The organism is Sphingopyxis sp. 113P3 (assembly GCF_001278035.1).
In the GTDB taxonomy this organism is placed as follows: domain Bacteria; phylum Pseudomonadota; class Alphaproteobacteria; order Sphingomonadales; family Sphingomonadaceae; genus Sphingopyxis.
Genome location: NZ_CP009452.1, coordinates 2,220,336 through 2,239,052, shown reverse-complemented (window position 1 = coordinate 2,239,052; position 18,717 = coordinate 2,220,336). Strand labels below are relative to the sequence as shown.

The window sequence follows — 18,717 nt, the reverse complement described above, 5'->3', positions numbered from 1 at the left end:
TCAAGCGTTTGCATTTGCCGCTCCTCCTTGGATCAATTTCAGGTCCGGTGTTGCTCCGGTGAAAGCGCCCGGCGTAAGCCCCTCAATCTCGTCGATGATCGCCGTCGTGACAGCCAATGCCAGGCCCAGATTCGCGGGGTCCGGCAGCGCGTAGAGGTCGCTCACGTCCGCCTTGACGTGCCCGAGCATCATCCGCCCTTGCTGCCAATGTTCCTCGCCAAGGCGCTTGCGCGCGATCGTTGCCATCGAACGGCGGATGAGCTTTTGGCCCGTCTCGCGATCGCGGGGCAGTCCGAGGAAATCCAGCATCGCCTCAAAGGCCTTGCGCACCGATTTGACCGTCACGAAGAACCCGTCCGTCTCGTCGAGCAGCCGCGCGAACCTTGGAGGCACCGGGACCGCCGGGCGATATTTCTTCGTCTGCGCGCGACCGCGTGGGTTCAGCACGAGCACTTGGGCATTGGAAAGCCACTGGCGGCGCTCGGGGTCAGTGGAAATGTCGTAGATCGCATCGGGCCGCGCCCACGTCGCCACGCTGGCCTGCAGGAAGCGGAGTAGGCTGTGGCGGTGGAGAACCTGCCGGGCGACCATTGCGTCGCTCCACGCCTCCCCCTCCGGGGCGACGGGATGCAGGCAATAGCGGAACATCTTGGCGAGTTCGGGCACGTCCGAGCGATAGGTCGGTGTATGGCTCACTTGCGCCGCCGGCAGCGCAGCGAAGCCAGCGGGGAAAGGCGTGTCCTTCCGCTTGTGCGAATAATTGATGGCCGCGGCGAGCGACCGCACGCTGGCTTCGGTCGTGCCAGGCGCCCGATCGCGAACGGTCCGGTTCACGGTGCCCTCAATGACGGGCTGGCGCGCGGACCATTTCCTGAACTTGCGGATGAAATCATCGCCGACCTCTTCGCACGTCACGTCGTTGCGGTTCTCGGCGTCGAGATAATCGAGCACATGGTCGAGCCGCGCCCGGATCGACACGATCGACGGCACGCTTTCACGCGCGAGCAGATAGTCCGAAATGCTCTGGGTCAGCAGAAGCCCGGTCTTGTCGGTGAGGGGCCGGTGGCAGGTCGGGCAGACGGCTTGTCCGCGCTCTCGCTCGAGGTAGATCCGATCGAGCTCCTTTTCCGCGTCGACGACCTCGCTCGTGCCCGTCGAGCGGCTGCGCTCACGTCCTGCGGCGGGATCGTACCAGAAGACTTGGAGATACGGGGAGCGGAGGGTTCCGTCCTTCCTTCGGTCCCAGTCGAGTCGGTATTTTCCGCGGGAATAGAGCGGGTCGTTCGTTTCAGACATTGGTGCCTCTGTGCTTCTGCAGCTTTCGCAACGATGAGTTCGCCCACGCCGAGGGCGTTGAGCAGGTCGAGATGCGTCGGTTCGAGCCGGATGCCCTTCCGCAAGTCCGTCTGGCGAATCCAGTGGCGGGCGAGATCGGAAAGGTCTGTCATGCGTCGATGTTCCTATTCTCGACGGCGAAAGTGACGGCGACGACCCAAGGGTTCGCTTCCCATGAGCCGGGGCCGTTGATGCTGTTCCAGAGCCGGTGATAAGCCGCGACGGCAGACAGTTCGCCCTCATCCCAATCCGCATCCGGCAGGCCGAAGAAGCGGCCGAATTGCCCGATGCCCTCTGCGAGCGCGTCGGCCTCGCTGCAATCCTGCAACCGCGCGACGCGGACGTCGGTGACGGTGAGGGTCAGACGGCTCGCCCATCGCGGCATGTGCATGCCGGCGCGGCGGCGACCCACGCGCGATCCGTCGGCTTCGGTCCAATTGAAGGTGGCGTCGTCAGCCTTGTATCGCAGCGGCTCGTCACCGCCCATCTCGGACGGGGCGAGGTCGTCATAGGCTGGCGTCGTGAACCACTCTTCGCGGACATAGAGGCGATCGCCCACATAATAGCCCGACATGCCTTCTGCCCCGCCCTCGAGGTCGGAGGCGACGTAAGAATTCTTGCCCTTGCCAACGCGCCTCAGCAGCGCGGATGGCGGCAAGTAATCGTTGTGGCAAAGGATGTCCCCGAGTTCGGCGCTGTAATGGAAGCCATTGGCGAACGGCTGCGGATTGAGGATGCGCCGAGTCTGCGTCTTGCGGCCTTCGAGCAGCGCGCGGACCATCGGGGCGGAAAAGAGGATGGGGCGATCGGTCATCAGTTCGGCTTTCCGGGGTCCAGCATGGCCGCCAACTTGAGAAGCGAGGCCGCCATTGTGCGCGCTTCGGTCGGCGTCATCTGGGCGATCATGCCCGCACCGACGCCGCCTTCTTCGGGCGCATAAAGGAACATTCCGACCCGATTGAACTCGGGGTCGAGATGCTTAATGGTCAGCGTCGTGTAGCCGGGCGCGTCCACGGCGCGGATTACGCCGCGCGAGGTCTCAATGAGCTGCAGCCCAAGAGGAAGCGCGACGCCCTGCGTCTCACGATATTCGGGGGTCTTGTTCATTTTTACCGGGTCGTCAGCCATTGGCTTCGCCTTCCATCTCGGCCAGGCGCTTCTCTCGCCAAGCCTCGGCCTCATCAAAATCGGGAAAGATCGCCGGCCCGTCGCCCATGCTGAGCGGGGCAACGGTGAAGCGCGGACCGCCGGGCTGGATCTCGTAAGACAGCTCGTGGTCAATCTCGACGCTTCGGGTGTGCAGGTTGTGGACGGCGTAGGGCATCACGCGGCCCTCCAAAGGATCGCCGGGCCGAGCGGATCGATGCGATGCTTGCCACGCGCCATCGGGTGTACGGGCGCGCCGCTTTTTGTTGCTCCCCAGCACCATAGATCGGGCCACGGCCCTTCGTTCGACTGTATTTCCTCGATCATCTGCTCGACACAATCGAAGTCTATGTCGCGCGCGATGTTGCCCCAGCAGACGAAAACCTGATCGGCCGCCTTGGCGAGATTGGACACGTGGCTGAAATTGGCGTGCAGCGCGTCGCGATCGTGCCATTCCCCTTGGAAGCACGCTGCTACGCGATCCTTACAAACGCGCGGGTCAGGCGAGCAGAAGGGAAAGACGTTCACGGCGTCGTATCCGCCGAAACCATAACGCTGAAACCAGCGGTTCCACCACTTCGAGGTCGGATCATCCTTGAGTGCATCGGCGTCCGATGGATTGCAGCCGATCACGCAAGCGATCGGGCCCGGCCCCCAGCGGCGAGACAGTGTCAGCCGCACGCCGGGGCGCAGGAATGTCGCATCGCGCCGTATCACCGGCTCACCGAGAAGGTCGAGAGCTTCGGCCATCACGCCCTCCCTTCCATCGCCGAAAGCTCGCGATCGACGAGTTCGACGGCATTTGATGCGAGGTCAGCGGGGCTGGACAGTTCGGGCCATGGCACGTCGCGCGAGGCCCGACGCTTGAACTCGGGGTCGACGACGGTCCACCCGCGCACGAGCAGACCTTCCTCGGTCAGGACCAGCTCGATAGTCCGCCGTCCCTGCGATGCTTCGCGGGCGAGGCGCGCGGCGGCGCGGAGGTTGGCGAGGCTCACAGCGCCCTCCCCCGCATCCGCGCGAACAAGCCTTTGCGATCCTCCATCGGCAGGATCGGCCCGCGCATCCTCCGCGCTTGCTCTGGCGTGACAGGGGCGGGCGGCACGTAGAACTTGCCCGGCCTATGCGGGTTTCCTATGTCGAGATAGGTTCGGTGCCCTCTCACCAGTTCGGCTCCTTCACACGGCGGCCGATGTGCAGCTCCGTCCCGCGAAGGCTGGCCCGATGATAGACCTTGAGCGATCCATCGGCGAACAGCGCCTCGATGCCGGGCGTCATCAGCATGTGCGCTTCAAGCGAACGGTCGCGGTTGTAGACCAGCGCCATTGGCTCGTCGGCGTTCGACACAATCGGTCGTTGGATTTTGACGATCATGCCTGCGCCTCCCGAGCTTTCAGGGAGGCGACTTCCTCCTGCATTTCGGTGGCGAGGCGAGCGCCGCCGTTTGCGCCAATCTTGTGGAGCATGGTCCCGAGGACCGGCAGAGCGGTTGAGACGCGCCCCAGCAATTCGAAGGCCTCGCGAGCAGGACAGTCGCAACGGTCATCGCCGCAATAGGCGAAGCAATGCTTGTGCGCGTCAGTCACCGCGCATCTCCTTCGGGGGCGAGGGCGGCGCGGAGCATGGCGTCCCATATTTCGTCCACGACGCGGCGGATTGGCTGCCTGCCTCCCCATAGGTCACTGTTGAAAGCGGCCAGATACATCGCCTCGGTGGGTTCGCGCGGCACGGTGACACGCTCGGTTTCATCAACCTGTGCGGTCGAGATGGCGGCGAGGGCGGCGATCTTGTTCCCGAGAATGTTGAGCGTATTTGCCATGTCGCTGTTGGGTTTATAGAAACCAGCGAACCGCCTAGCCTCGCTTTCGAGATGGGCGAGTGCGTCCGCCCCCACGCTGCTTGCCGCCTCCCGCATCGGGGTGGCCGATCCCCCATCGGCGCGGGCGGCGACATGTTCCGCCCAAGCGTCTAGAGACGCGTCCTTTGTCGGCCCGTCAAAAGTCTCTTCGCATCGGCAGAATGTCGTCCAAAATCCGCCAGGCTGGCAGTAGGAGCCAGTAACGGCGTGACCTGCAATGAGGCGCGTCACAGTGTCGGTCATTGCTCGAAATTCTCGGACGGGCCTTGTTAGGTGCCCGCCCGCCTTCTCTCAGGTCGAAACCTATTTCGCGGTCAGCTGGTCGCGGCGTTCCTTGACGGCCGTGTCGATGCGCGCGTTCTCGACGTCGGGCAGCGCCGCCATGTGCTTCTGCCAGTCCTTCTCGACCGCGTTCAGGTCGATGACGGTCCCGGCAGCCGCGGCGCGTTCGATGAGTTCGGAGACGGTCGCGGCATAGGGCTGGTCTTCGTCGCCCTGCGGTTCCTCGGTTCCGTCGTGCTGGTCGCCGTGCTGTTCGTCGGCGCGGCCTTCCGCAGCGTTCGGGTTATCGGGGGTCACGGTGTCGATGATTTCGCCGGTATCGGCGTCGTGGTCGGGAAGGTCGTCAGCTTGTGGCAGCGCTGGCGCCACCGGAGTGGCATCGATCGGCTCGCCTGCCCCGAGCGCGCCCATTGCCGAGAGCGCGGCGCGCTGCTGATCAATCTCGCTGCCTTCGACGTCAACCAGGTCGCCGGACTGCGGCAGCGTCTTGCTGTGCCGCCGCATCACCGTTTTCTTGGCCTGCTCGGGATACCAGTCGACCCAAGGCCCGCTCGGAGTGCGAGGCTTCCCGCGCTTATCGATGAGCGCGCCGGTCTGGCTGCAGTTCTGGACCTTATTGATCTCGAACCGGCGCATCACTTCGTACGACTTGGTGCCATCCTTGTATGTCGCGATCGAATAGGCGACGACGATGTTATCGTCCGACGATTCCTCATCCGTAAGGTCGAGGATGGGCTTGTGGCGAAGCATGGCTTCGGTGCCTTCCTCGTAGATGAAATGGCCCTCCTCGACCTCGCGCCGGTAAACGACGTTCGGCTTGATATCGGTGACCTCCTTCGATTGAAGGATCTTCTTGCGGAGCCCGAAAACCATCGGGAGATACTGGACCTCAAGCGCCTGTTGCCATGCGCCCTGCGCATCCTTGTAGTTGCGCTTAAAGACGATCAGCGCCGCCTCGCGCCGGTCCGGAAGAAGCCCGTCGTTTGCCGCCTTCATGCAAGCAAGGATCAGGCTCTTGCGGCTTGCTTTCAGCAATTCCGGGTCCGCCTGAACGGCGGTCAGGATGGTGCGCTGGAACTTCTCCGGCGAAATGTGGCTGGGGAGAGCGGCCTGAAATTCCTTTGCGCGCTCGTCGATCTGGGTTTTGAGGATCGCCAGCGGATTGTCCGCTCGGGTGGCGATTTGCGTCTGGGCATTCATTTGCATTTCCTCCGGTAATTGCGCGCAATTCTCGCGCGGCAAGATTTGCAGATGCGGGCGCCGTCGGCCCGGATCCAAAGGTTGTCGCCGTCGAGCAGGTGCCCGTGTCGGCAGTGCGTTTTGAGGCTGTTTTCGAGCGGAAGACCGGTCAGGCGGTGACGTCCCTTCGCCACCATGTCCCGCATGTTGTCGGTGACGGTGCCAAGGAACAAATGGTCAGGGTTCACGCAAAGCGGAACGTCGCAGCGATGCAGCACCTGCATGCCATCGGGAATTGGCCCGATTGCCATTTCGTAGGAGATCCTCGATGCGAGCCCGGTCCGCTTTTGCTCGCCAGCCATGCCATAGCGAAACGATCCCCTACCCTGCTCATTGGCCGCTCCAAGCCATAGCCAACAACCACTGTTCGGCTCAGGGGAAACCCGGCTCTGAAACCGCGCTATATCGTCCCGCGAGAACGCAGGGCGGCAAGTTTCGCGATTGGCGAGCTGGGTTGCCATGTAAGCTATTCCTTTCAGAAGGGCAGACCGTCATCGCCATCGAGGGCGGACGCTGCAGTTTCGGGTTCGGGGGCGGGTTCATCCTCCTCAGGAGCGAGGCCGAGGATCGGCTTGCACTCGAAGGGCGGAGCATCGTTGCTGATCGAAGCGACGTGAACGCGCTTCCAGCCATCGCCGGAGCGATCGGGCACCTTGACCACGTCGCCGACATTCAGCGGCTCGCCGTCCCAAACATAGGTGTAGGAGCGCTGGTCATCGGGGCGGAATTTGCAGGCGACGAACTGGGGCATTGTCATTCTCCTTCGGGTTGGAGGTTCAGCGATTGTTGACGACGACGTCTTCGGTGATCGTGACGCCCGCCAGTTCCTTGGCCTTCGTCGCCTTCACGAGCCGCGCGATCGCGGCGTCGATCGCCTCGCGGACCTTCGCGTCGTTCTTCACGTGGCGGAAAGCCTTGGCGTAATCGGTGACGGTCGGAACCAGCACGGTCGTCGTCGACACCGTCGCGCCATCGTCCGAGCGCAGCGGCGCGCGCTTCACCGGGGCGGGTTCAGGCGGCGGCGGCACAGCCTCCGCGAGACCGTTTTCCTTCGCCAGCTCTTCCAGCTTGCGGCGCCGCTCGGCTTCCGCCTCGAGCCGCCTCAATTCGGCCTGGCGCTGCTCGCGGGCATAAGCCGCCTGCATGTCCTCGACCTTCTGGCGCCCGACCTGAATGCGGGCGACAATCGCGTTCTTCTGCGCGTCGACCAGTCGGCCAGCCTCGAGATATGGCTTTTTCATCTGCGTATGGATTTCGCCGACGTGCTTCTCGGCCGCGCGGAGCAAGCCGACCAGCGAAGCGCAGCGCGCCATCGTGTCAGTGTCGACGCATTTCGCGCGCTGGACGGCGCCCGGGCGGTACTCCTCGCTGTTCGGGTCGCCAGCGCCGAGCATGTCGTCGAGCTTCTTCAGGAAGTCGGGACGCTCTTCGAGCAGAGCCGCGCGGAATTCCTCGGGAATGCGCTCTTCGAGCGGCGGGGCATTGTGGCCTATCGGCGCGGGGCCAGCCTTGGCGCCGGGCCATGCCGGAGCGTCGGGGAATACGGGATTGGTGGCCATGTCGGTCTGTCCTTTCTTAAAACGGCAAAGGTTCGGATCGGGAGAGGCGGTCGACCTTCCGACCGAGTTCGGCGTATGCGCTGTCCGGCGCGTTCTCGCGGGCCCACGCGCGGCGGGCGCGCCTGGCATTGAAGTCCGCTTCGGTGATCGGATCGCGGGCGCAGGCGGGCCAGACGCGCTCGAAGTCGAGGATTGAGCCGTCGTCGGCTTGAGCCTGCCAGCGCCAGCCGCGGTCCAATTCCTCGCCGGTCAGAGGGTCGAGCGGTGCGCCGAACCAGAGGCGAATGCCGACGGCGACGGTCTCGGCGCCAAGCCGGATCCGATAGAAGCCCGCGACGGGTTCCTCGACGTCGATCCCGTCGAAGCGCTGCGCATTCTCCGCGCCTGCGGCATAGGGGCGAGCCGAGCGGGTCACAGCGTCGGCATCCCGTTCGCCGCCCAGACCGCGTGCGCACCGATCATCGCGGTGACGATCAACGCGAGGCCTATGGCAAAGCGGAGGGTGATGCTCGGCGCGGGCTCGGCCTGATATTCAAACCAAGCGTCTATCTCGTCGAGCAGTGCGGCGCGGGTGTCGGCATAGGCCTTCTCGCCATTGTCGACCCATCCGTCCTCAGGCCCCTCATAAGAGGCGTCATAGTTGGGGCCGACCGCGTACCATGCGGGTTCGGGCCAGCGACCTTGGTGGATTTCCCAGCCGCGATAAGTGTCGGGGGTCATGCCTTCACCCCTTCAGCCTTCATCCGCCTATAATTCTCAAGGCAACGGCGCGCCTCGTCGGGGCTCGCCTGGCCGAACCAGCCGAGGGCGAAGGCCTGGAATTCGCGGCGCTCGTCGGATGGCATGTCCGAAACAGCGTTCAGGACGCTCGGGCGCTCGGCGGCTTGGAGGGTGGTCATGCCGCCACCCTCCCCGTCACCGGAAATCCCTCGTCGATGAACTCCTCGACCGTGGGCATGTGATGGATGAGCCAGACGCAGACCAAGGCTTCGTCGGATTTGAAGTCCACCGGCGCCTTGTCGGCGAACAGCCAGTCGGTCAGGCGCTTGCGATATTCTTCACGGATGCCGCGCAGGGTCTCGGCCGCCTCGCCGCCGTAATTCTTCGTGTCCTCACGCGAATGCGTGCTCGTGTAATAGACGGGCAGATGATCGGGGATGCGAACCTCGAACACCCGCGGATCAAAGCGCCAGTCCGCGATCGGCGCGCCCATGTCGAGCAGCCGACCGGCGACCATGCGAAAGTCAACGCGCCGATCCTCGATCCCGTTGAGCAGGTGAAAGTTGAACTTGCCGCAGACCTGCTCGGCATAGTCGAGCGTCTGGCGGAGTGTGTCGGCGGGGATTTTGAAGTGGCGGGCCACTGGGGTTCTCCATCTGCCGTGATTGGCTGATGGAGATTGATTAGGCAAAGATGCCTAGGCAGTCAAGCATAATTATGCGCGCGTGCCTATTCTCTCGTTTCGGCTACAAAAAGCCCCGCCGGGTGAGGGCGGGGCGTAAGAGCTATTTACTAGTGCCTATTGTGGCGCGTCGACGTTCACCGGTTGCGGCGGATCGACTGGCGTAACGATCGGCGCCGGCGGCGTAACAGTGCGCGCTGCAATCTCTTCATCGGTGAGGAATTTGATCGCCTGTCCGCGCGCTTTGCGCGAACCCCAGCTCATAAAGGTGACGCGCGGATCGCCATAGGTCGCATTCACGACAGCGTCGGCGCCCATCTTTTTGCCGCGCTCCCATAACTCCTTATAAACCTTCTCTTGTGACGGATCCTTGCTGAAGAGCGTCAGCTTCTTCACACCGGTTTCGATCTCGCCGACGACGCGATAAGGGCGATCGGTGATATCTCCAGCCACGACTGGCACCTTCATCGCTAGGACAGACTGGTAGGTCGGCGGGGCCTCAGCGGGGGCCGGGTTGATGTTCTGCGCTGCAGCGGGCGCGCTCGCAAGTGCGATGGTGATCGCAAGTAGATATCGCTTCATTCTTTTCCCCATTTCAAATCGCATTTGGCTTCGCTGCCTTCGCTGCCGCCTCTGCATCTACCACAATTTTCGACAGCCTCGCATCGGTCATGATGATCGCCATGTCGTCGATCTTGCTGAAGCGGGATTCGACGAGGATCGATCCGGCTGGATTGGCCCAAACGGCTGTTTCTTTGTCGAAGGTGTTGCCGATTCGGTTTTGCACTGTGCCCTTCTCGGTCACCGGCTTCCCCCATTTCCCGGTCAGGGCTTCGATCGTCGCGGGGTAGGCGGCCGCGTTCGATGTCCCCATAAACTTGAATAAGCGCATCTCTCCGTCCACCGGGTCAGTGACGAACGAAAAGCTGTAGTGCCCGGTGCCATAGCCCGAGCTCGCCAACGAAAGCATAGCCGCGCTGCCTTTGCCATATGGCGAATCGACCGTGATCCAGACGCAGCGCCGAACTCCGAGCGTCTTTTCGGTTTCATCAAAGACCATGACGTCGATCGGCTCGCGGCTGTAATTACGCGTCACCTCGATCTTCTCGCCAGTGCATACGACCTCCGCCGCCTTGCCGTCGGGGTGCGGCATGGCACGAAACTCTTCGATAGTCGTACCAAGCGCCACACCCTTGAAGTCGAACGGCCTAGCCCCCGAGCTGGGCTCGGCGCTGGCTGAAAAGGCCAGAGCAAGTGCGATCCCCGCAGCGGCCGCCCCATGGACATAATTCTTCATCAATCATCCTCCCAAATTTCGTCAGGCCACCAATCCGGGGCCCCATCCCCCTCGCCTTCCGCTGGCGCTGCTCGGCGCTCCTGCTCGGCTGGCAGCGTGGGCGCCCTCCCCTCGAGGTTCGCCCGGATTGTAGCGCCCCATTCTTCCTTCCGCTGGAATATCGCGATCACGACACCGCGCCTCATTGCCGCGCCGATCATCGGCGCGCGCTCGGCTCGCAAATAGCCGATTTGGATGTCTCTCGCAGAATAGACGGCGATCGCGTTGGGGTCGGCCGGATTGCGAGGCTCGGGAACCAGCTTCACCGGCTCGCCTGGCGTGCACATCGCGATTTCAAACTGCCGCGGCGGTCCCTTCTTGTTGTCGAACCCGACCCCAACGACCGCGAGCGACATCTCCCGCATGGGTCAGGTCTTGCGCACGATCGCCACGACGCGGCCGACGACATGCAGCTCACCGTCATAGGCGACCTCGGGCGGGACGGAAGGATTGTCAGATAGGATCTTAACACTGCCGTCGGGCGCCGGGCGGAGCCTCTTGATAATCCCGGTCTGCCCATAGGCCGCGGCCCAAATGCGATCGCTCATCCGGAGTTCGCGCTGTGTCGTGTCGATCATCACCTTGTCGGCGTCGAGGATGGTCGGAAACATCGAATCCCCCGTCCCGTCCGCGAGGAATATCTTGTCAGGCGGGGCCGAAGTGAACTGCCGCAGCCACGACCGCGAGAATTTGTGCTTCGCACCGGTGACCGGAAGGTCTAGATAGCCGCCGGCGCCCATGCCATAGGCGACGTCCCATTGCTGGATCTCGACGTCGTCCTCCGAGGCCTGAGGAACCGCCGGAAGGCCGAGTGTGGCAAAGCCCGGAAACTCAGGAAATTCATCTCTCAGCTTCGCAATAGTGTCGCGATGAAGGCGACCGGTCGCGGATCCGTTCGCGAAGCGATTGATGGTCGTGTTAGCGACGCCGATCCGCTTGGATATCTGGTTGACGTTGGTCCCTGACCACTCAACCAGCTCCTGCACAAGGCGAATATCATCCTGAACGCTGCTCATATCGGCGCGAGCGATAGCAGGGATGCCTATTTTAGGCGTTAGGCAAGTTTGCATTTGCATTTAGGCAGAAATGCCTATATCTCGCCTAGACATGGAACAGCAGCACCCCTTGGACAGCCTGTTTGCATCGGCAAAGGCTAATCGCATCCCCATGTCGCGCGTCTGTGAGCGGGCTGGGGTCGACCCCACCACCCCATCTCGTTGGAAGCGTGGCCTGACGCGCCCGACGGCGGACAAGCTCTTCGAATTGCAGAAGGCGCTCGCCGTTCTCGTCGAAGAACGCGAGGCTGAAATCGCGGCAGTGTCGAACTGACCGATGTCACGCCGTCCAAACCTCAACGATCGCGTCGAACCCGTCGCATCGCCTGATAGGCGCGCCGCTTTCAAGCACGATGTCGCCCGCCAGGCCGCGCAGGTCTTCGAGGTCGGCCGGGCTGAGAAGGTCCGACGGCTCCTTGAAGAATTCAACCATCGATCGACCGACGCGCTCCATCTGCCTCGGGGTGATGACGCCCGCATCGCGCAGTCCGGTGACGAGCGCGAGGCCCATCTGCACCGATCCGTGCTCCATCTCTCCTCCTTCGCTTCGGTGCTCGCGTGAGCGCCCCCTCGCCATTCGCCGCCGGTCCCGGCGAAGTCCCGGCTGGTCTTTCCCCCTCTTCGGCCAGCCGGGACACCTTTGCGCAGGCCTGCGCGCGCAGCCTGAAATCGCCCGTCATTGTGACGGACATCATGGCCGGGCGATTGTTTGCGAAACCCCTGTTCATGGAGGTCTAATTGACTGACTCCTTCCGAAATGGCTTGCTGCCGATGTGCCTGCCGACCCGAAATGAACTTCGGAAGGCTCTCGCGCAGATCGTGCGCTCAGTGCAGGCCTCGAACAGCCTCACCGACGAGGGCTTGGCCGATCTTCTCGGCGTAAGCGACGGCACGATCCGCAACGTCCGCAACGAGCGGACTGACCTCAATCAGGAAACGATCGCGAAGCTCGGCGCCCGGTTCGGTCCCGAATGCCTCGACCCTTGGTCGGCATGCTTCGGCGGGCGGAACGTGCCGCGGGAAGGCGCGGACGCCCGGGTGTCCCTCTCCGCCGTCACAGGCAGCCTGCACAAGCTGTCTCTGGCAACGGACCCTGACAGCGACGGCAAAGAAGCGATCACGCACCTTGAGCTCGCCGACATGCTCCCAGAGCTCAAGGCGACGCAGCGGCTGGTCAATTCGCTGATCGCGCGCGCCGAGCGGCTGGGGATCGCGGCATGAACGCCCTGCTCGCCATCGACATTTTCCTCGCGGGCGGCTTCGTCGGCCTGATCTTCGGCTGCGCGCACAACCTCTCGGCCCGTTTCAACCTGCTCGATGAGCTGGACGACGCGCAGGCCGAGCTTGAGCGCTTGCGGGGGCGGGAATGAGCCAGAACAGATCCGCCGCCGTCATGCAGCAGCGCAGTGAGCCGCACGACAGCCTCGACGATTTCCCGACGCCGCCTTGGGCGACGCGGGCGCTGCTCGACGAGCTGCACCGTGTCGGGCTGATCCACCGGAACGACACGGCGCGTGAGCCATGTGCGAATCGTGGCTTCATGGTTCGGCCGCTCGAAGAATATTTCGTCACCGTCGATGCCCTCGACATTCACGATTATGGCGCAGGTTATCGTCAGGAGGACTATCTGTTCGGCGGCGACCTGATGGAGGTCAACTGGACCTTCATGAACCCGCCGTTTCGGCTCGCGCAGCAATTCATTCAAAAGGCCAAACGGGAAAGCCTGAGCGGCGTCGCGGCGCTCGTCCGCAGCGCCTTTATTGAAGGCATCGACCGTTACCACACGCTCTATGCAATCGATCCGCCCGACTATCTATTTCAGTTCGCCGAGCGCGTCCCGATGGTCAAAGGTCGATACGATCCAAAGGCGTCGACAGCGACGAGCTATTGTTGGCTAGTTTGGAAGCGCCACGGCAGCGGCAACACAAAACTCCGTTGGATAGCTCCCTGCCGGAAGCGCCTTGAGCGCCTGCAGGATTATCCCGCGGATCATTTGGAGCAGGCCCCCGCCTCCGACGTATCGGAGGCCGCATGACGTGGACCTCGACCATCGCGCTATCGCTTGCATCCTCGCTTGCTGCGTCGGGAGCGACCGCCCTTTATTTCGGGTCCCGCCTGAGCGCGGCGAGAGCGTCGGCCCGGCTGTTCAAGGCGTGCATGGTCGACGCCGAGACCCGCGCTCTCCGGGCAGAGGCCCGGCTCGACCTCAACCATCACAAGCATGTCGAGGCCGGTAAGGCCGCCCACAGCGCAACACGCGCCCTCCGGGCTGCCACGACCGAAGCGCTGCGCAGAGCAGCGCCGAACCCGCCGCGTCCGCGCGCTGAGATTGAGGCCGAGATCATTGCCCGCCGCGCTGCGCGGAAAGCCGCAACCAATCCACTGGACGCCGGACGGGGAGCTAGCCCGGCGCTCAGCACTGCGGGGGAGGGCTCCGGCTCTCTCCCGCCTTAGTCTCACCGCCGCGGATCGGCAGCGCGGCCTGATGTTGACCTGCCGATGAAGAAAGGAATGGCCAATGGCTAAGAAAGAGAAGGGTGGCCAGAACGGCGGCCCGATCACGCCGCCCGATTTCGAGAAGGCGCAGCGGATCTACAAGCAGGACGTGATGCCCGCCCACAAGGCGCAGAAACAGGCCATGAAAGAGGCCGGTGATGCGTGGAAGGCCATCAAGAAGGAATGCCGCGTCCACAAGGGCGGCTACCACAAGGCCCAGCAGGTCGCCGAGATGGAGGAAGCCGAGCAGCAGGCCTGGCTCCGCTCCTTCAAGGTTGGCCTCGAGCAGAACGGCGTGCGCCTCCACGCTGACGCCGTCGACATGATGCAGGGCGTCAACGCTGCTGATCTGGAAGTCGTGCCGACCGGCGCGGCCGACAAGATCGATATGCCGGTCGTCAACTGACCATGGATGTACTCAGCCTTGACCTGAGCAAATCCGCGACGGGTTGGGCGCGCTATCGTGAAGGCGATGCGCGTCCGACCTTCGGCACGTGGAAGCTCGGAAACGAATACACCGACCGCGCCGGCGCGATGGTCGAGCTTTACAAGCGCCTCAACGAGACGTGCGCGTTCGGTGAGCCGGACGTCGTCTATTACGAATCGCCCATCCGCGGCGACGCGCAGACTAACGAGTACAATAACCGCCTAGCCAATGCGCTGGCGGCGCTCGTCGAGTTCTATTTCAAGTGCAAGCGCGTCCGCTGCCACGAGGCGAACAATCGCGCGTGGAAGGCGACCCAGCTCAACCCCGAACGCAAGCGGCTGAGCAGCGCCGAGTGGAAGGCGCTCAGCATCCGCACGGCCCGCGAGCTCGGGATGAAGCCCGGCAACGATAACGAGGCCGATGCACTGCACATTCTGGATCATGGGCTGGCGCTCGAAAACATCGTGCCGCCTTGGCGAAAAGACCCGCCGCTTCCGCTGGGGAGGGTGGGATAATGGCCGGAAGCGTTCTCATCGGCTGCGAACGGTCGGGCATGATGCGCCGGGCCTTTCTCGCGCGAGGCTACGACGCATGGTCCTGCGACCTCGAGCCTTCATACGACCGGACCAACCGCCATATCATCGGCGACGTTCTGGAAGTCCTGCGATCGGGTCGGTTCGGTCTGTTCATCCTCCTGCACCCGCCCTGCCCGCTGCTCTGCAATAGCGGTGGCCGGTGGCTCTACATCGGCGGGAAGAAGGTCAACGGTCGCGACGAAGCGCGCTGGTCGGAGCTCGAACGCGCCGCCGCCTTCTATCGCGCGTGCCGAGAAACGGGCGACTGCCCGCGGCGCGCGCTGGAAAACCCGGTCATGCACCGATACGCGAAGGAACTTACCAAGCGCGGCCCGACGCAGTTTGTCCAGCCGTGGTGGTTTGGCGATCCATATTTCAAGGCGACCGGCTTTGAGCTCATCAACCTGCCGAAGCTGACACCGACCAATCGATTGATCCCGCCCAAGGCCGGAACCGATGAGCACAAGGCGTGGAGCCGCATTCACCGGATGCAGCCCGGCCCCGATCGTTCGCGCCTGCGCTCAGACACCTTTCCCGGAATGGCCGACGCCTGCGCCGACCAGTGGGGATCCCTACTCGACATGATGGCGGAGGCCGCATGAAGCCCGAAGCATTGAAACTCCAACGCAAGATCGCGCTCAAAGAGGTGGCCCGATTCCGCGCGGATGCTCACCGGCACCCGATGTCAGACCAGCGCATAGCGAATGCCGTCGCGCCGCTGGTGAAGACCACCCCCGACCAAGTGCTCAAATGGATGCGGGAGGCGCGGGGATGAACTCCGTATCGCATCCCGGTCGATATGCCATCGACGCAGACGGCCGCCTCTATTCGTGCCGCGGCAAGTGGCGCGCCAATGCCGTCGCGGTCGTCGTCGTCAAGCCGAAGCGCGCGGCCGAGCCCGCACCCTATGCGCCCGGCGTCAAGATCAGTCTCCGCGGCGCCCCCAGCGCAATGGAAATGATGGTCGCGAGCTGGCGGGGGAAAGGCGCATGACATCGAACCAAGCCGCCGTCTTCCGCGTCATCAAAGAGACGATCGCCGTCAATGAAATCATGCCGACCGGGCCCCAGATAGCGCAGCGGTCGGGCGTGAAGATAACCAGCGTCAATTCCGCGCTCTACCAGATGCAGGACGCCGGCATCATCGACATCGCCAATTACGGCAGCGGCAAGCGCGTCGTGACCATCATGGCGACCGGAGCGCACACGGCGCACCCCGAGGACGTGAAGCGCGTGCGCGAGGCCGACGCACGGAAGAAGGATTGCACCGCGGTCGCTTCGGAGCCGGTCGTTCCCTGCTGGCAGTGCGGCATCCGCTCGGATGTAGGCTGCGCACATCAGCGGCCGCTTTTCCGGCGATACGGCAAAGTCATCACAATGGGCGAGGCCTCCCGCAATGTCGTCGAGCGATTGGCGGTGCGCGCGTGACGGACGATTTCAAACTCCCCCGCAACGTCGAGGCCGAGGCGGCGCTCATCGGCGCGATGATGATCGATAACCGGGTCATCGACGGCGTCGCCGATCGCGTGTCGGCGGATGAATTCTATGAGCCGCTGCACGGCAGGATCTTCGAGACGATCACGACGCTTGCCGCTCAAGGCAAGGTTGCGAACCCGGTCACGGTCAAACCCTTCTTCGAGGCTGACGAGGCGATGAAGGAGGTCGGCGGCGTCGGCTATCTCGCCCAGCTCACCGGCTCGGGCGCTGGCGTCATCGGTGCGCGCGATTTCGCGGCGCAGATCCGCGACCTCGCGAAGCTCCGGGGCGTCATCACGATCGCCGAGGAACTTGCCGCCCGCGCACGAGACACCGCGGCGGGCATCGACCCCGAGGCGCTGATATCGGACGCCGAGGAAAACCTCGCGAGCGTCGCCGGCGACAATTCCGATGCGATCACCTTCCACCTGGCCGACTGCATGGGCCAGGTCGAGGAAGAATGGGACAAGCCCCCGACGGGCGTGCTCTCGGGCTCCATCCTGTCGCTCGACAAGACGATGGGCCGCTCGCGCCCCGACGACCTCATAATCCTCGCTGGGCGCCCGAGCATGGGCAAGACTGCCGCGGCCATATCCTACGCTGTCGGTGTCGCCCGGCAGGCGATTTCGCCGGTCGAAGACGAGCGCGCCGATGGCGGCGGCGTCGCTTTTATCAGCCTCGAGATGTCGGCCCTGCAGATCGGCCAGCGCGCGCTTGCGGACATTGCCGCCTATTCGCACCCGATCGCCTTCGCGTCGATCACGAACGGCTGGATGGGCCACGACCAGAAGGCCCGGGCCCGCGCTATCCGCGAGGAAGCCCGAAAGATCCCGCTCACGGTCGTCGATACCGCGTCGCTCACAATTGCGCGCCTCGACGGCATTGTCCGCCGCCTCGCTCGCAGCTTTGCCGCCAAGGGCACGCCGCTCCGGCTGGTCGTCGTCGACTATCTGCAGCTCATGAATGCAGGCCGGGCGACCAGCAACCGCACCGAAGAGGTCACGCATATCAGCCGCGGCCTCAAGCAGATCGCCAAGCGTCACAAGGTGGCCGTGATGGCGCTCTCGCAGCTGAGCCGCCAGGTCGAGAACCGCGAGGACAAGCGCCCCCAGCTGTCGGACCTCCGCGAGAGCGGCAGCATCGAGCAGGATGCCGACAAGATCGTGTTCGTCTACCGCGAATCCTACTACCACGAGCGAGCGCGGCCGCTGGAATCGGACAAGATGTACGAGACCCGCATCCTCGAGTGGGAAGCCGATCGCGAGGCTCTGAAAGACAAGATCGAATTCATCGTGGCGAAGCGTCGCGACGGGCCGGAGGGCACCGCCGTGGGTCAGTTCGTGCGCGAGAACCAAGCTGTTCGGGGAGCGGCATGAGCGGCACGATAAATCTTTCTCGCGACGTCTTCGACCATCCGCTGCTCAAGGATGGCGATCGCTTCCGCGCGTGGTTCTGGATGGTCGCCCGCGCGTGCTGGAAACCGACCCGGTTCGACGTTGCCGGGCGCATCATCACGCTCGAGCGTGGCCAGTTCTGTTGCTCGGTTCGCGAGCTCGCCGAGGCATGGGGATGGTCGAAATCTGCCGTGGACCGGTTTTTGACCCGTTTGAAAACCGAGACAATGATCGGGACAGATGCCGGGACAGGCAAGTTGATCGTAACTATCCGTAATTACGACAAATATCAGAGCCAGCCCGGCGCAACCGGGACAGCAAACGGGACGCCTACCGGGACAGCAGCGGGACAGCAGCGGGACATAAAAGAAGAAAGACAAGAATATATAGAACCTACGGTTCTTGCGAATTCGCATTCGGCGGATGCTCAGGGTTGTTCCGATGAAGGGATACCTGCGCAGCCGAAAGTCTCGAAAGCCGATATCGACACGGCGATTGAGCAATGGTCAGTATCCGCCCGTAAGCGCGGCTGGCCCGTCCCGAGGGCGTTGACCGACCAGCGCCGAAAGAAGCTGGCGGCTAGGCTGCGGGTGCATGGTCTCGAAGGCTGGCGCCAGGCCCTCACCAAGGCATGGCATAGCCCTCTCCTGTCGTCTGACCCGGCGCCCTCGTGGTTCAGTCTCGATTGGCTGATCCGAAACGACGAGAACATCCTCAAGGTTCTCGAAGGAAACTACGACCGCGGCCGAGACGAGCCGGGCGGCCTATTCGCTCGCGCCACAGCGCCTGCGCCCCGCCCCCAGCGAGACCGTTCTCCCGACGAACTCGAAGCCGCCCGCAAGCGCCTCGCCGAGCATGGCATCCACGTTTCCGCCACCGCAGCAGGAGTGCAATGACCGTGCTGACCGTCACCGACCATGCGATCACTCGCTACCGCGAACGGGTCGAGGATATCCCCGACGAGTGCATCGTCCAGACACTGACCGGGCCTCAGTTCGACATGGTCGCCAAGATGGGCGGGGGCTCGGTCATCCTGCCCAGCGGCCACCGCGTTGTTTGCAGCGCGATCGCCGTCGTCACCGTCCTGCCCAAGGGCGTCAAATGCCTGACACGGCCTGGCTACGCGAGGAGAAGATGA

At 63.6% G+C, this 18,717-nt stretch carries 36 protein-coding genes; 14 read left to right on the top strand and 22 right to left on the bottom strand.

Annotated elements, in window-relative coordinates; translation table 11 throughout:
* The 21 genes from LH20_RS11010 to LH20_RS23990 form a co-directional block, all read right to left on the bottom strand.
* The gene (locus tag LH20_RS11010) at positions 1–1,296 is read right to left on the bottom strand and encodes a hypothetical protein (RefSeq protein ID WP_235526950.1); all 1,296 of its coding nucleotides are present in this window, start codon (positions 1,294–1,296) and stop codon (positions 1–3) included.
* A gap of 148 nt (positions 1,297–1,444) precedes the next feature.
* A complete protein-coding gene (locus LH20_RS11005) occupies positions 1,445–2,149 on the bottom strand; it encodes a hypothetical protein (RefSeq protein WP_053554240.1) in 705 nt (234 codons plus the stop codon).
* Positions 2,149–2,463 carry a hypothetical protein gene (locus LH20_RS11000; RefSeq protein WP_053554239.1) on the bottom strand — a complete coding sequence of 105 codons (315 nt, stop codon included), beginning with the start codon at positions 2,461–2,463 and terminating at the stop codon, positions 2,149–2,151. The genes LH20_RS11005 and LH20_RS11000 overlap by 1 nt, the downstream gene beginning before the upstream one ends.
* Positions 2,456–2,659, bottom strand: a complete 204-nt coding sequence (locus LH20_RS10995) for a hypothetical protein (RefSeq protein ID WP_053554238.1) — start codon at positions 2,657–2,659, stop codon at positions 2,456–2,458. The genes LH20_RS11000 and LH20_RS10995 overlap by 8 nt, the downstream gene beginning before the upstream one ends.
* Entirely contained in the window at positions 2,659–3,231 is a 573-nt protein-coding gene (locus LH20_RS10990; protein WP_053554237.1) for a DUF1643 domain-containing protein, read from the bottom strand. Before LH20_RS10990 ends, LH20_RS10995 begins: the two co-directional genes overlap by 1 nt.
* Complete coding sequence (locus LH20_RS10985) at positions 3,231–3,479, bottom strand: hypothetical protein (protein ID WP_053554236.1); 249 nt, start codon at positions 3,477–3,479, stop codon at positions 3,231–3,233. The genes LH20_RS10990 and LH20_RS10985 overlap by 1 nt, the downstream gene beginning before the upstream one ends.
* 163 nt (positions 3,480–3,642) lie before the next feature.
* A complete protein-coding gene (locus LH20_RS10980; protein WP_053554235.1) occupies positions 3,643–3,855 on the bottom strand; it encodes a hypothetical protein in 213 nt (70 codons plus the stop codon).
* On the bottom strand, positions 3,852–4,067 hold the full coding sequence (locus LH20_RS10975) for a hypothetical protein (RefSeq protein ID WP_053554234.1): 216 nt from the start codon (positions 4,065–4,067) through the stop codon (positions 3,852–3,854). Before LH20_RS10975 ends, LH20_RS10980 begins: the two co-directional genes overlap by 4 nt.
* The gene (locus LH20_RS23330; RefSeq protein ID WP_144423569.1) at positions 4,064–4,582 is read right to left on the bottom strand and encodes a hypothetical protein; all 519 of its coding nucleotides are present in this window, start codon (positions 4,580–4,582) and stop codon (positions 4,064–4,066) included. Before LH20_RS23330 ends, LH20_RS10975 begins: the two co-directional genes overlap by 4 nt.
* Before the next feature lie 60 nt (positions 4,583–4,642).
* Complete coding sequence (locus tag LH20_RS10965) at positions 4,643–5,827, bottom strand: recombinase RecT (protein ID WP_083455380.1); 1,185 nt, start codon at positions 5,825–5,827, stop codon at positions 4,643–4,645.
* Positions 5,818–6,321 carry an HNH endonuclease signature motif containing protein gene (locus tag LH20_RS10960; RefSeq protein WP_144423568.1) on the bottom strand — a complete coding sequence of 168 codons (504 nt, stop codon included), beginning with the start codon at positions 6,319–6,321 and terminating at the stop codon, positions 5,818–5,820. Before LH20_RS10960 ends, LH20_RS10965 begins: the two co-directional genes overlap by 10 nt.
* 14 nt (positions 6,322–6,335) lie before the next feature.
* Entirely contained in the window at positions 6,336–6,611 is a 276-nt protein-coding gene (locus LH20_RS10955) for a hypothetical protein (protein WP_053554230.1), read from the bottom strand.
* A gap of 25 nt (positions 6,612–6,636) precedes the next feature.
* A complete protein-coding gene (locus tag LH20_RS10950) occupies positions 6,637–7,419 on the bottom strand; it encodes a hypothetical protein (RefSeq protein WP_053554229.1) in 783 nt (260 codons plus the stop codon).
* A 16-nt stretch (positions 7,420–7,435) separates the two neighbouring features.
* Entirely contained in the window at positions 7,436–7,834 is a 399-nt protein-coding gene (locus tag LH20_RS10945; protein ID WP_053554228.1) for a hypothetical protein, read from the bottom strand.
* Positions 7,831–8,139, bottom strand: coding sequence for a hypothetical protein (locus tag LH20_RS10940; protein WP_053554227.1), 309 nt, complete (start codon positions 8,137–8,139; stop codon positions 7,831–7,833). The genes LH20_RS10945 and LH20_RS10940 overlap by 4 nt, the downstream gene beginning before the upstream one ends.
* A complete protein-coding gene (locus LH20_RS10935; RefSeq protein WP_053554226.1) occupies positions 8,136–8,318 on the bottom strand; it encodes a hypothetical protein in 183 nt (60 codons plus the stop codon). Before LH20_RS10935 ends, LH20_RS10940 begins: the two co-directional genes overlap by 4 nt.
* Complete coding sequence (locus LH20_RS10930) at positions 8,315–8,782, bottom strand: hypothetical protein (protein WP_053554225.1); 468 nt, start codon at positions 8,780–8,782, stop codon at positions 8,315–8,317. Before LH20_RS10930 ends, LH20_RS10935 begins: the two co-directional genes overlap by 4 nt.
* Positions 8,783–8,938: 156 nt before the next feature.
* Entirely contained in the window at positions 8,939–9,403 is a 465-nt protein-coding gene (locus LH20_RS10925) for a hypothetical protein (RefSeq protein ID WP_053556239.1), read from the bottom strand.
* 13 nt (positions 9,404–9,416) lie between these two features.
* Positions 9,417–10,118, bottom strand: coding sequence for a hypothetical protein (locus tag LH20_RS10920; RefSeq protein WP_053554224.1), 702 nt, complete (start codon positions 10,116–10,118; stop codon positions 9,417–9,419).
* Complete coding sequence (locus tag LH20_RS10915; RefSeq protein ID WP_144423567.1) at positions 10,118–10,522, bottom strand: HIRAN domain-containing protein; 405 nt, start codon at positions 10,520–10,522, stop codon at positions 10,118–10,120. Before LH20_RS10915 ends, LH20_RS10920 begins: the two co-directional genes overlap by 1 nt.
* Before the next feature lie 3 nt (positions 10,523–10,525).
* Complete coding sequence (locus tag LH20_RS23990) at positions 10,526–11,173, bottom strand: S24 family peptidase (protein WP_053554223.1); 648 nt, start codon at positions 11,171–11,173, stop codon at positions 10,526–10,528.
* A 91-nt stretch (positions 11,174–11,264) separates the two neighbouring features.
* Between LH20_RS23990 and LH20_RS10905 the strand changes: the two genes are divergently transcribed.
* Positions 11,265–11,486, top strand: a complete 222-nt coding sequence (locus LH20_RS10905; protein WP_053554222.1) for a helix-turn-helix domain-containing protein — start codon at positions 11,265–11,267, stop codon at positions 11,484–11,486.
* Between the two features lie 6 nt (positions 11,487–11,492).
* On the opposite strand, the gene LH20_RS10900 is transcribed toward LH20_RS10905, so the two are convergent.
* On the bottom strand, positions 11,493–11,744 hold the full coding sequence (locus LH20_RS10900) for a hypothetical protein (protein WP_053554221.1): 252 nt from the start codon (positions 11,742–11,744) through the stop codon (positions 11,493–11,495).
* Positions 11,745–11,950: 206 nt separating this feature from the next.
* Here LH20_RS10900 and LH20_RS10895 point away from each other — a divergent pair, with 206 nt between their 5' ends.
* From LH20_RS10895 to LH20_RS10845, 13 genes are all read left to right on the top strand, one after another.
* Positions 11,951–12,433, top strand: a complete 483-nt coding sequence (locus tag LH20_RS10895; RefSeq protein WP_144423565.1) for a hypothetical protein — start codon at positions 11,951–11,953, stop codon at positions 12,431–12,433.
* Positions 12,430–12,582, top strand: coding sequence for a hypothetical protein (locus tag LH20_RS23510; RefSeq protein WP_158501127.1), 153 nt, complete (start codon positions 12,430–12,432; stop codon positions 12,580–12,582). The genes LH20_RS10895 and LH20_RS23510 overlap by 4 nt, the downstream gene beginning before the upstream one ends.
* Positions 12,579–13,247 carry a hypothetical protein gene (locus LH20_RS10890; protein WP_053554219.1) on the top strand — a complete coding sequence of 223 codons (669 nt, stop codon included), beginning with the start codon at positions 12,579–12,581 and terminating at the stop codon, positions 13,245–13,247. The genes LH20_RS23510 and LH20_RS10890 overlap by 4 nt, the downstream gene beginning before the upstream one ends.
* Positions 13,244–13,666 carry a hypothetical protein gene (locus LH20_RS10885; protein WP_053554218.1) on the top strand — a complete coding sequence of 141 codons (423 nt, stop codon included), beginning with the start codon at positions 13,244–13,246 and terminating at the stop codon, positions 13,664–13,666. The genes LH20_RS10890 and LH20_RS10885 overlap by 4 nt, the downstream gene beginning before the upstream one ends.
* A gap of 64 nt (positions 13,667–13,730) precedes the next feature.
* Positions 13,731–14,114 (top strand): hypothetical protein, encoded by a 384-nt coding sequence (locus tag LH20_RS10880; protein ID WP_053554217.1) that lies wholly within the window; start codon positions 13,731–13,733, stop codon positions 14,112–14,114.
* Between the two features lie 2 nt (positions 14,115–14,116).
* Positions 14,117–14,650: a hypothetical protein gene (locus tag LH20_RS10875; RefSeq protein ID WP_053554216.1), complete on the top strand. Its 534-nt coding sequence runs from the start codon at positions 14,117–14,119 to the stop codon at positions 14,648–14,650.
* On the top strand, positions 14,650–15,312 hold the full coding sequence (locus tag LH20_RS10870; protein WP_053554215.1) for a hypothetical protein: 663 nt from the start codon (positions 14,650–14,652) through the stop codon (positions 15,310–15,312). The genes LH20_RS10875 and LH20_RS10870 overlap by 1 nt, the downstream gene beginning before the upstream one ends.
* Positions 15,309–15,485 carry a hypothetical protein gene (locus LH20_RS23505; RefSeq protein WP_158501126.1) on the top strand — a complete coding sequence of 59 codons (177 nt, stop codon included), beginning with the start codon at positions 15,309–15,311 and terminating at the stop codon, positions 15,483–15,485. Before LH20_RS10870 ends, LH20_RS23505 begins: the two co-directional genes overlap by 4 nt.
* Positions 15,482–15,703 carry a hypothetical protein gene (locus LH20_RS10865; RefSeq protein WP_053554214.1) on the top strand — a complete coding sequence of 74 codons (222 nt, stop codon included), beginning with the start codon at positions 15,482–15,484 and terminating at the stop codon, positions 15,701–15,703. Before LH20_RS23505 ends, LH20_RS10865 begins: the two co-directional genes overlap by 4 nt.
* Positions 15,700–16,137, top strand: coding sequence for a hypothetical protein (locus tag LH20_RS10860; RefSeq protein WP_053554213.1), 438 nt, complete (start codon positions 15,700–15,702; stop codon positions 16,135–16,137). The genes LH20_RS10865 and LH20_RS10860 overlap by 4 nt, the downstream gene beginning before the upstream one ends.
* The gene (locus LH20_RS10855) at positions 16,134–17,561 is read left to right on the top strand and encodes a DnaB-like helicase C-terminal domain-containing protein (protein WP_053554212.1); all 1,428 of its coding nucleotides are present in this window, start codon (positions 16,134–16,136) and stop codon (positions 17,559–17,561) included. Before LH20_RS10860 ends, LH20_RS10855 begins: the two co-directional genes overlap by 4 nt.
* A gap of 80 nt (positions 17,562–17,641) precedes the next feature.
* Positions 17,642–18,475, top strand: coding sequence for a hypothetical protein (locus LH20_RS10850; protein ID WP_235526949.1), 834 nt, complete (start codon positions 17,642–17,644; stop codon positions 18,473–18,475).
* The gene (locus tag LH20_RS10845) at positions 18,472–18,717 is read left to right on the top strand and encodes a hypothetical protein (RefSeq protein WP_053554210.1); all 246 of its coding nucleotides are present in this window, start codon (positions 18,472–18,474) and stop codon (positions 18,715–18,717) included. The genes LH20_RS10850 and LH20_RS10845 overlap by 4 nt, the downstream gene beginning before the upstream one ends.

Bases quoted from the DNA above. Each gene is read 5' to 3' on its own strand.
- LH20_RS10965 (WP_083455380.1), bottom strand. From the start codon at position 5,827: ATGCAAATGAATGCCCAGACGCAAATCGCCACCCGAGCGGACAATCCG.
- LH20_RS10865 (WP_053554214.1), top strand. From the start codon at position 15,482: ATGAACTCCGTATCGCATCCCGGTCGATATGCCATCGACGCAGACGGC.
- LH20_RS10920 (WP_053554224.1), bottom strand. From the start codon at position 10,118: ATGAAGAATTATGTCCATGGGGCGGCCGCTGCGGGGATCGCACTTGCT.
- LH20_RS10885 (WP_053554218.1), top strand. From the start codon at position 13,244: ATGACGTGGACCTCGACCATCGCGCTATCGCTTGCATCCTCGCTTGCT.
- LH20_RS10925 (WP_053556239.1), bottom strand. From the start codon at position 9,403: ATGAAGCGATATCTACTTGCGATCACCATCGCACTTGCGAGCGCGCCC.
- LH20_RS10935 (WP_053554226.1), bottom strand. From the start codon at position 8,318: ATGACCACCCTCCAAGCCGCCGAGCGCCCGAGCGTCCTGAACGCTGTT.
- LH20_RS10900 (WP_053554221.1), bottom strand. From the start codon at position 11,744: ATGGAGCACGGATCGGTGCAGATGGGCCTCGCGCTCGTCACCGGACTG.
- LH20_RS10850 (WP_235526949.1), top strand. From the start codon at position 17,642: ATGGTCGCCCGCGCGTGCTGGAAACCGACCCGGTTCGACGTTGCCGGG.
- LH20_RS23505 (WP_158501126.1), top strand. From the start codon at position 15,309: ATGAAGCCCGAAGCATTGAAACTCCAACGCAAGATCGCGCTCAAAGAG.
- LH20_RS10845 (WP_053554210.1), top strand. From the start codon at position 18,472: ATGACCGTGCTGACCGTCACCGACCATGCGATCACTCGCTACCGCGAA.
- LH20_RS23330 (WP_144423569.1), bottom strand. From the start codon at position 4,582: ATGACCGACACTGTGACGCGCCTCATTGCAGGTCACGCCGTTACTGGC.
- LH20_RS10995 (WP_053554238.1), bottom strand. From the start codon at position 2,659: ATGCCCTACGCCGTCCACAACCTGCACACCCGAAGCGTCGAGATTGAC.
- LH20_RS10860 (WP_053554213.1), top strand. From the start codon at position 15,700: ATGACATCGAACCAAGCCGCCGTCTTCCGCGTCATCAAAGAGACGATC.
- LH20_RS23510 (WP_158501127.1), top strand. From the start codon at position 12,430: ATGAACGCCCTGCTCGCCATCGACATTTTCCTCGCGGGCGGCTTCGTC.
- LH20_RS10955 (WP_053554230.1), bottom strand. From the start codon at position 6,611: ATGCCCCAGTTCGTCGCCTGCAAATTCCGCCCCGATGACCAGCGCTCC.
- LH20_RS11005 (WP_053554240.1), bottom strand. From the start codon at position 2,149: ATGACCGATCGCCCCATCCTCTTTTCCGCCCCGATGGTCCGCGCGCTG.
- LH20_RS10875 (WP_053554216.1), top strand. From the start codon at position 14,117: ATGGATGTACTCAGCCTTGACCTGAGCAAATCCGCGACGGGTTGGGCG.
- LH20_RS23990 (WP_053554223.1), bottom strand. From the start codon at position 11,173: ATGAGCAGCGTTCAGGATGATATTCGCCTTGTGCAGGAGCTGGTTGAG.
- LH20_RS10890 (WP_053554219.1), top strand. From the start codon at position 12,579: ATGAGCCAGAACAGATCCGCCGCCGTCATGCAGCAGCGCAGTGAGCCG.
- LH20_RS10915 (WP_144423567.1), bottom strand. From the start codon at position 10,522: ATGCGGGAGATGTCGCTCGCGGTCGTTGGGGTCGGGTTCGACAACAAG.
- LH20_RS10940 (WP_053554227.1), bottom strand. From the start codon at position 8,139: ATGACCCCCGACACTTATCGCGGCTGGGAAATCCACCAAGGTCGCTGG.
- LH20_RS10980 (WP_053554235.1), bottom strand. From the start codon at position 3,855: ATGATCGTCAAAATCCAACGACCGATTGTGTCGAACGCCGACGAGCCA.
- LH20_RS10905 (WP_053554222.1), top strand. From the start codon at position 11,265: ATGGAACAGCAGCACCCCTTGGACAGCCTGTTTGCATCGGCAAAGGCT.
- LH20_RS10870 (WP_053554215.1), top strand. From the start codon at position 14,650: ATGGCCGGAAGCGTTCTCATCGGCTGCGAACGGTCGGGCATGATGCGC.
- LH20_RS11010 (WP_235526950.1), bottom strand. From the start codon at position 1,296: ATGTCTGAAACGAACGACCCGCTCTATTCCCGCGGAAAATACCGACTC.
- LH20_RS10960 (WP_144423568.1), bottom strand. From the start codon at position 6,321: ATGGCAACCCAGCTCGCCAATCGCGAAACTTGCCGCCCTGCGTTCTCG.
- LH20_RS10950 (WP_053554229.1), bottom strand. From the start codon at position 7,419: ATGGCCACCAATCCCGTATTCCCCGACGCTCCGGCATGGCCCGGCGCC.
- LH20_RS10990 (WP_053554237.1), bottom strand. From the start codon at position 3,231: ATGGCCGAAGCTCTCGACCTTCTCGGTGAGCCGGTGATACGGCGCGAT.
- LH20_RS10880 (WP_053554217.1), top strand. From the start codon at position 13,731: ATGGCTAAGAAAGAGAAGGGTGGCCAGAACGGCGGCCCGATCACGCCG.
- LH20_RS11000 (WP_053554239.1), bottom strand. From the start codon at position 2,463: ATGGCTGACGACCCGGTAAAAATGAACAAGACCCCCGAATATCGTGAG.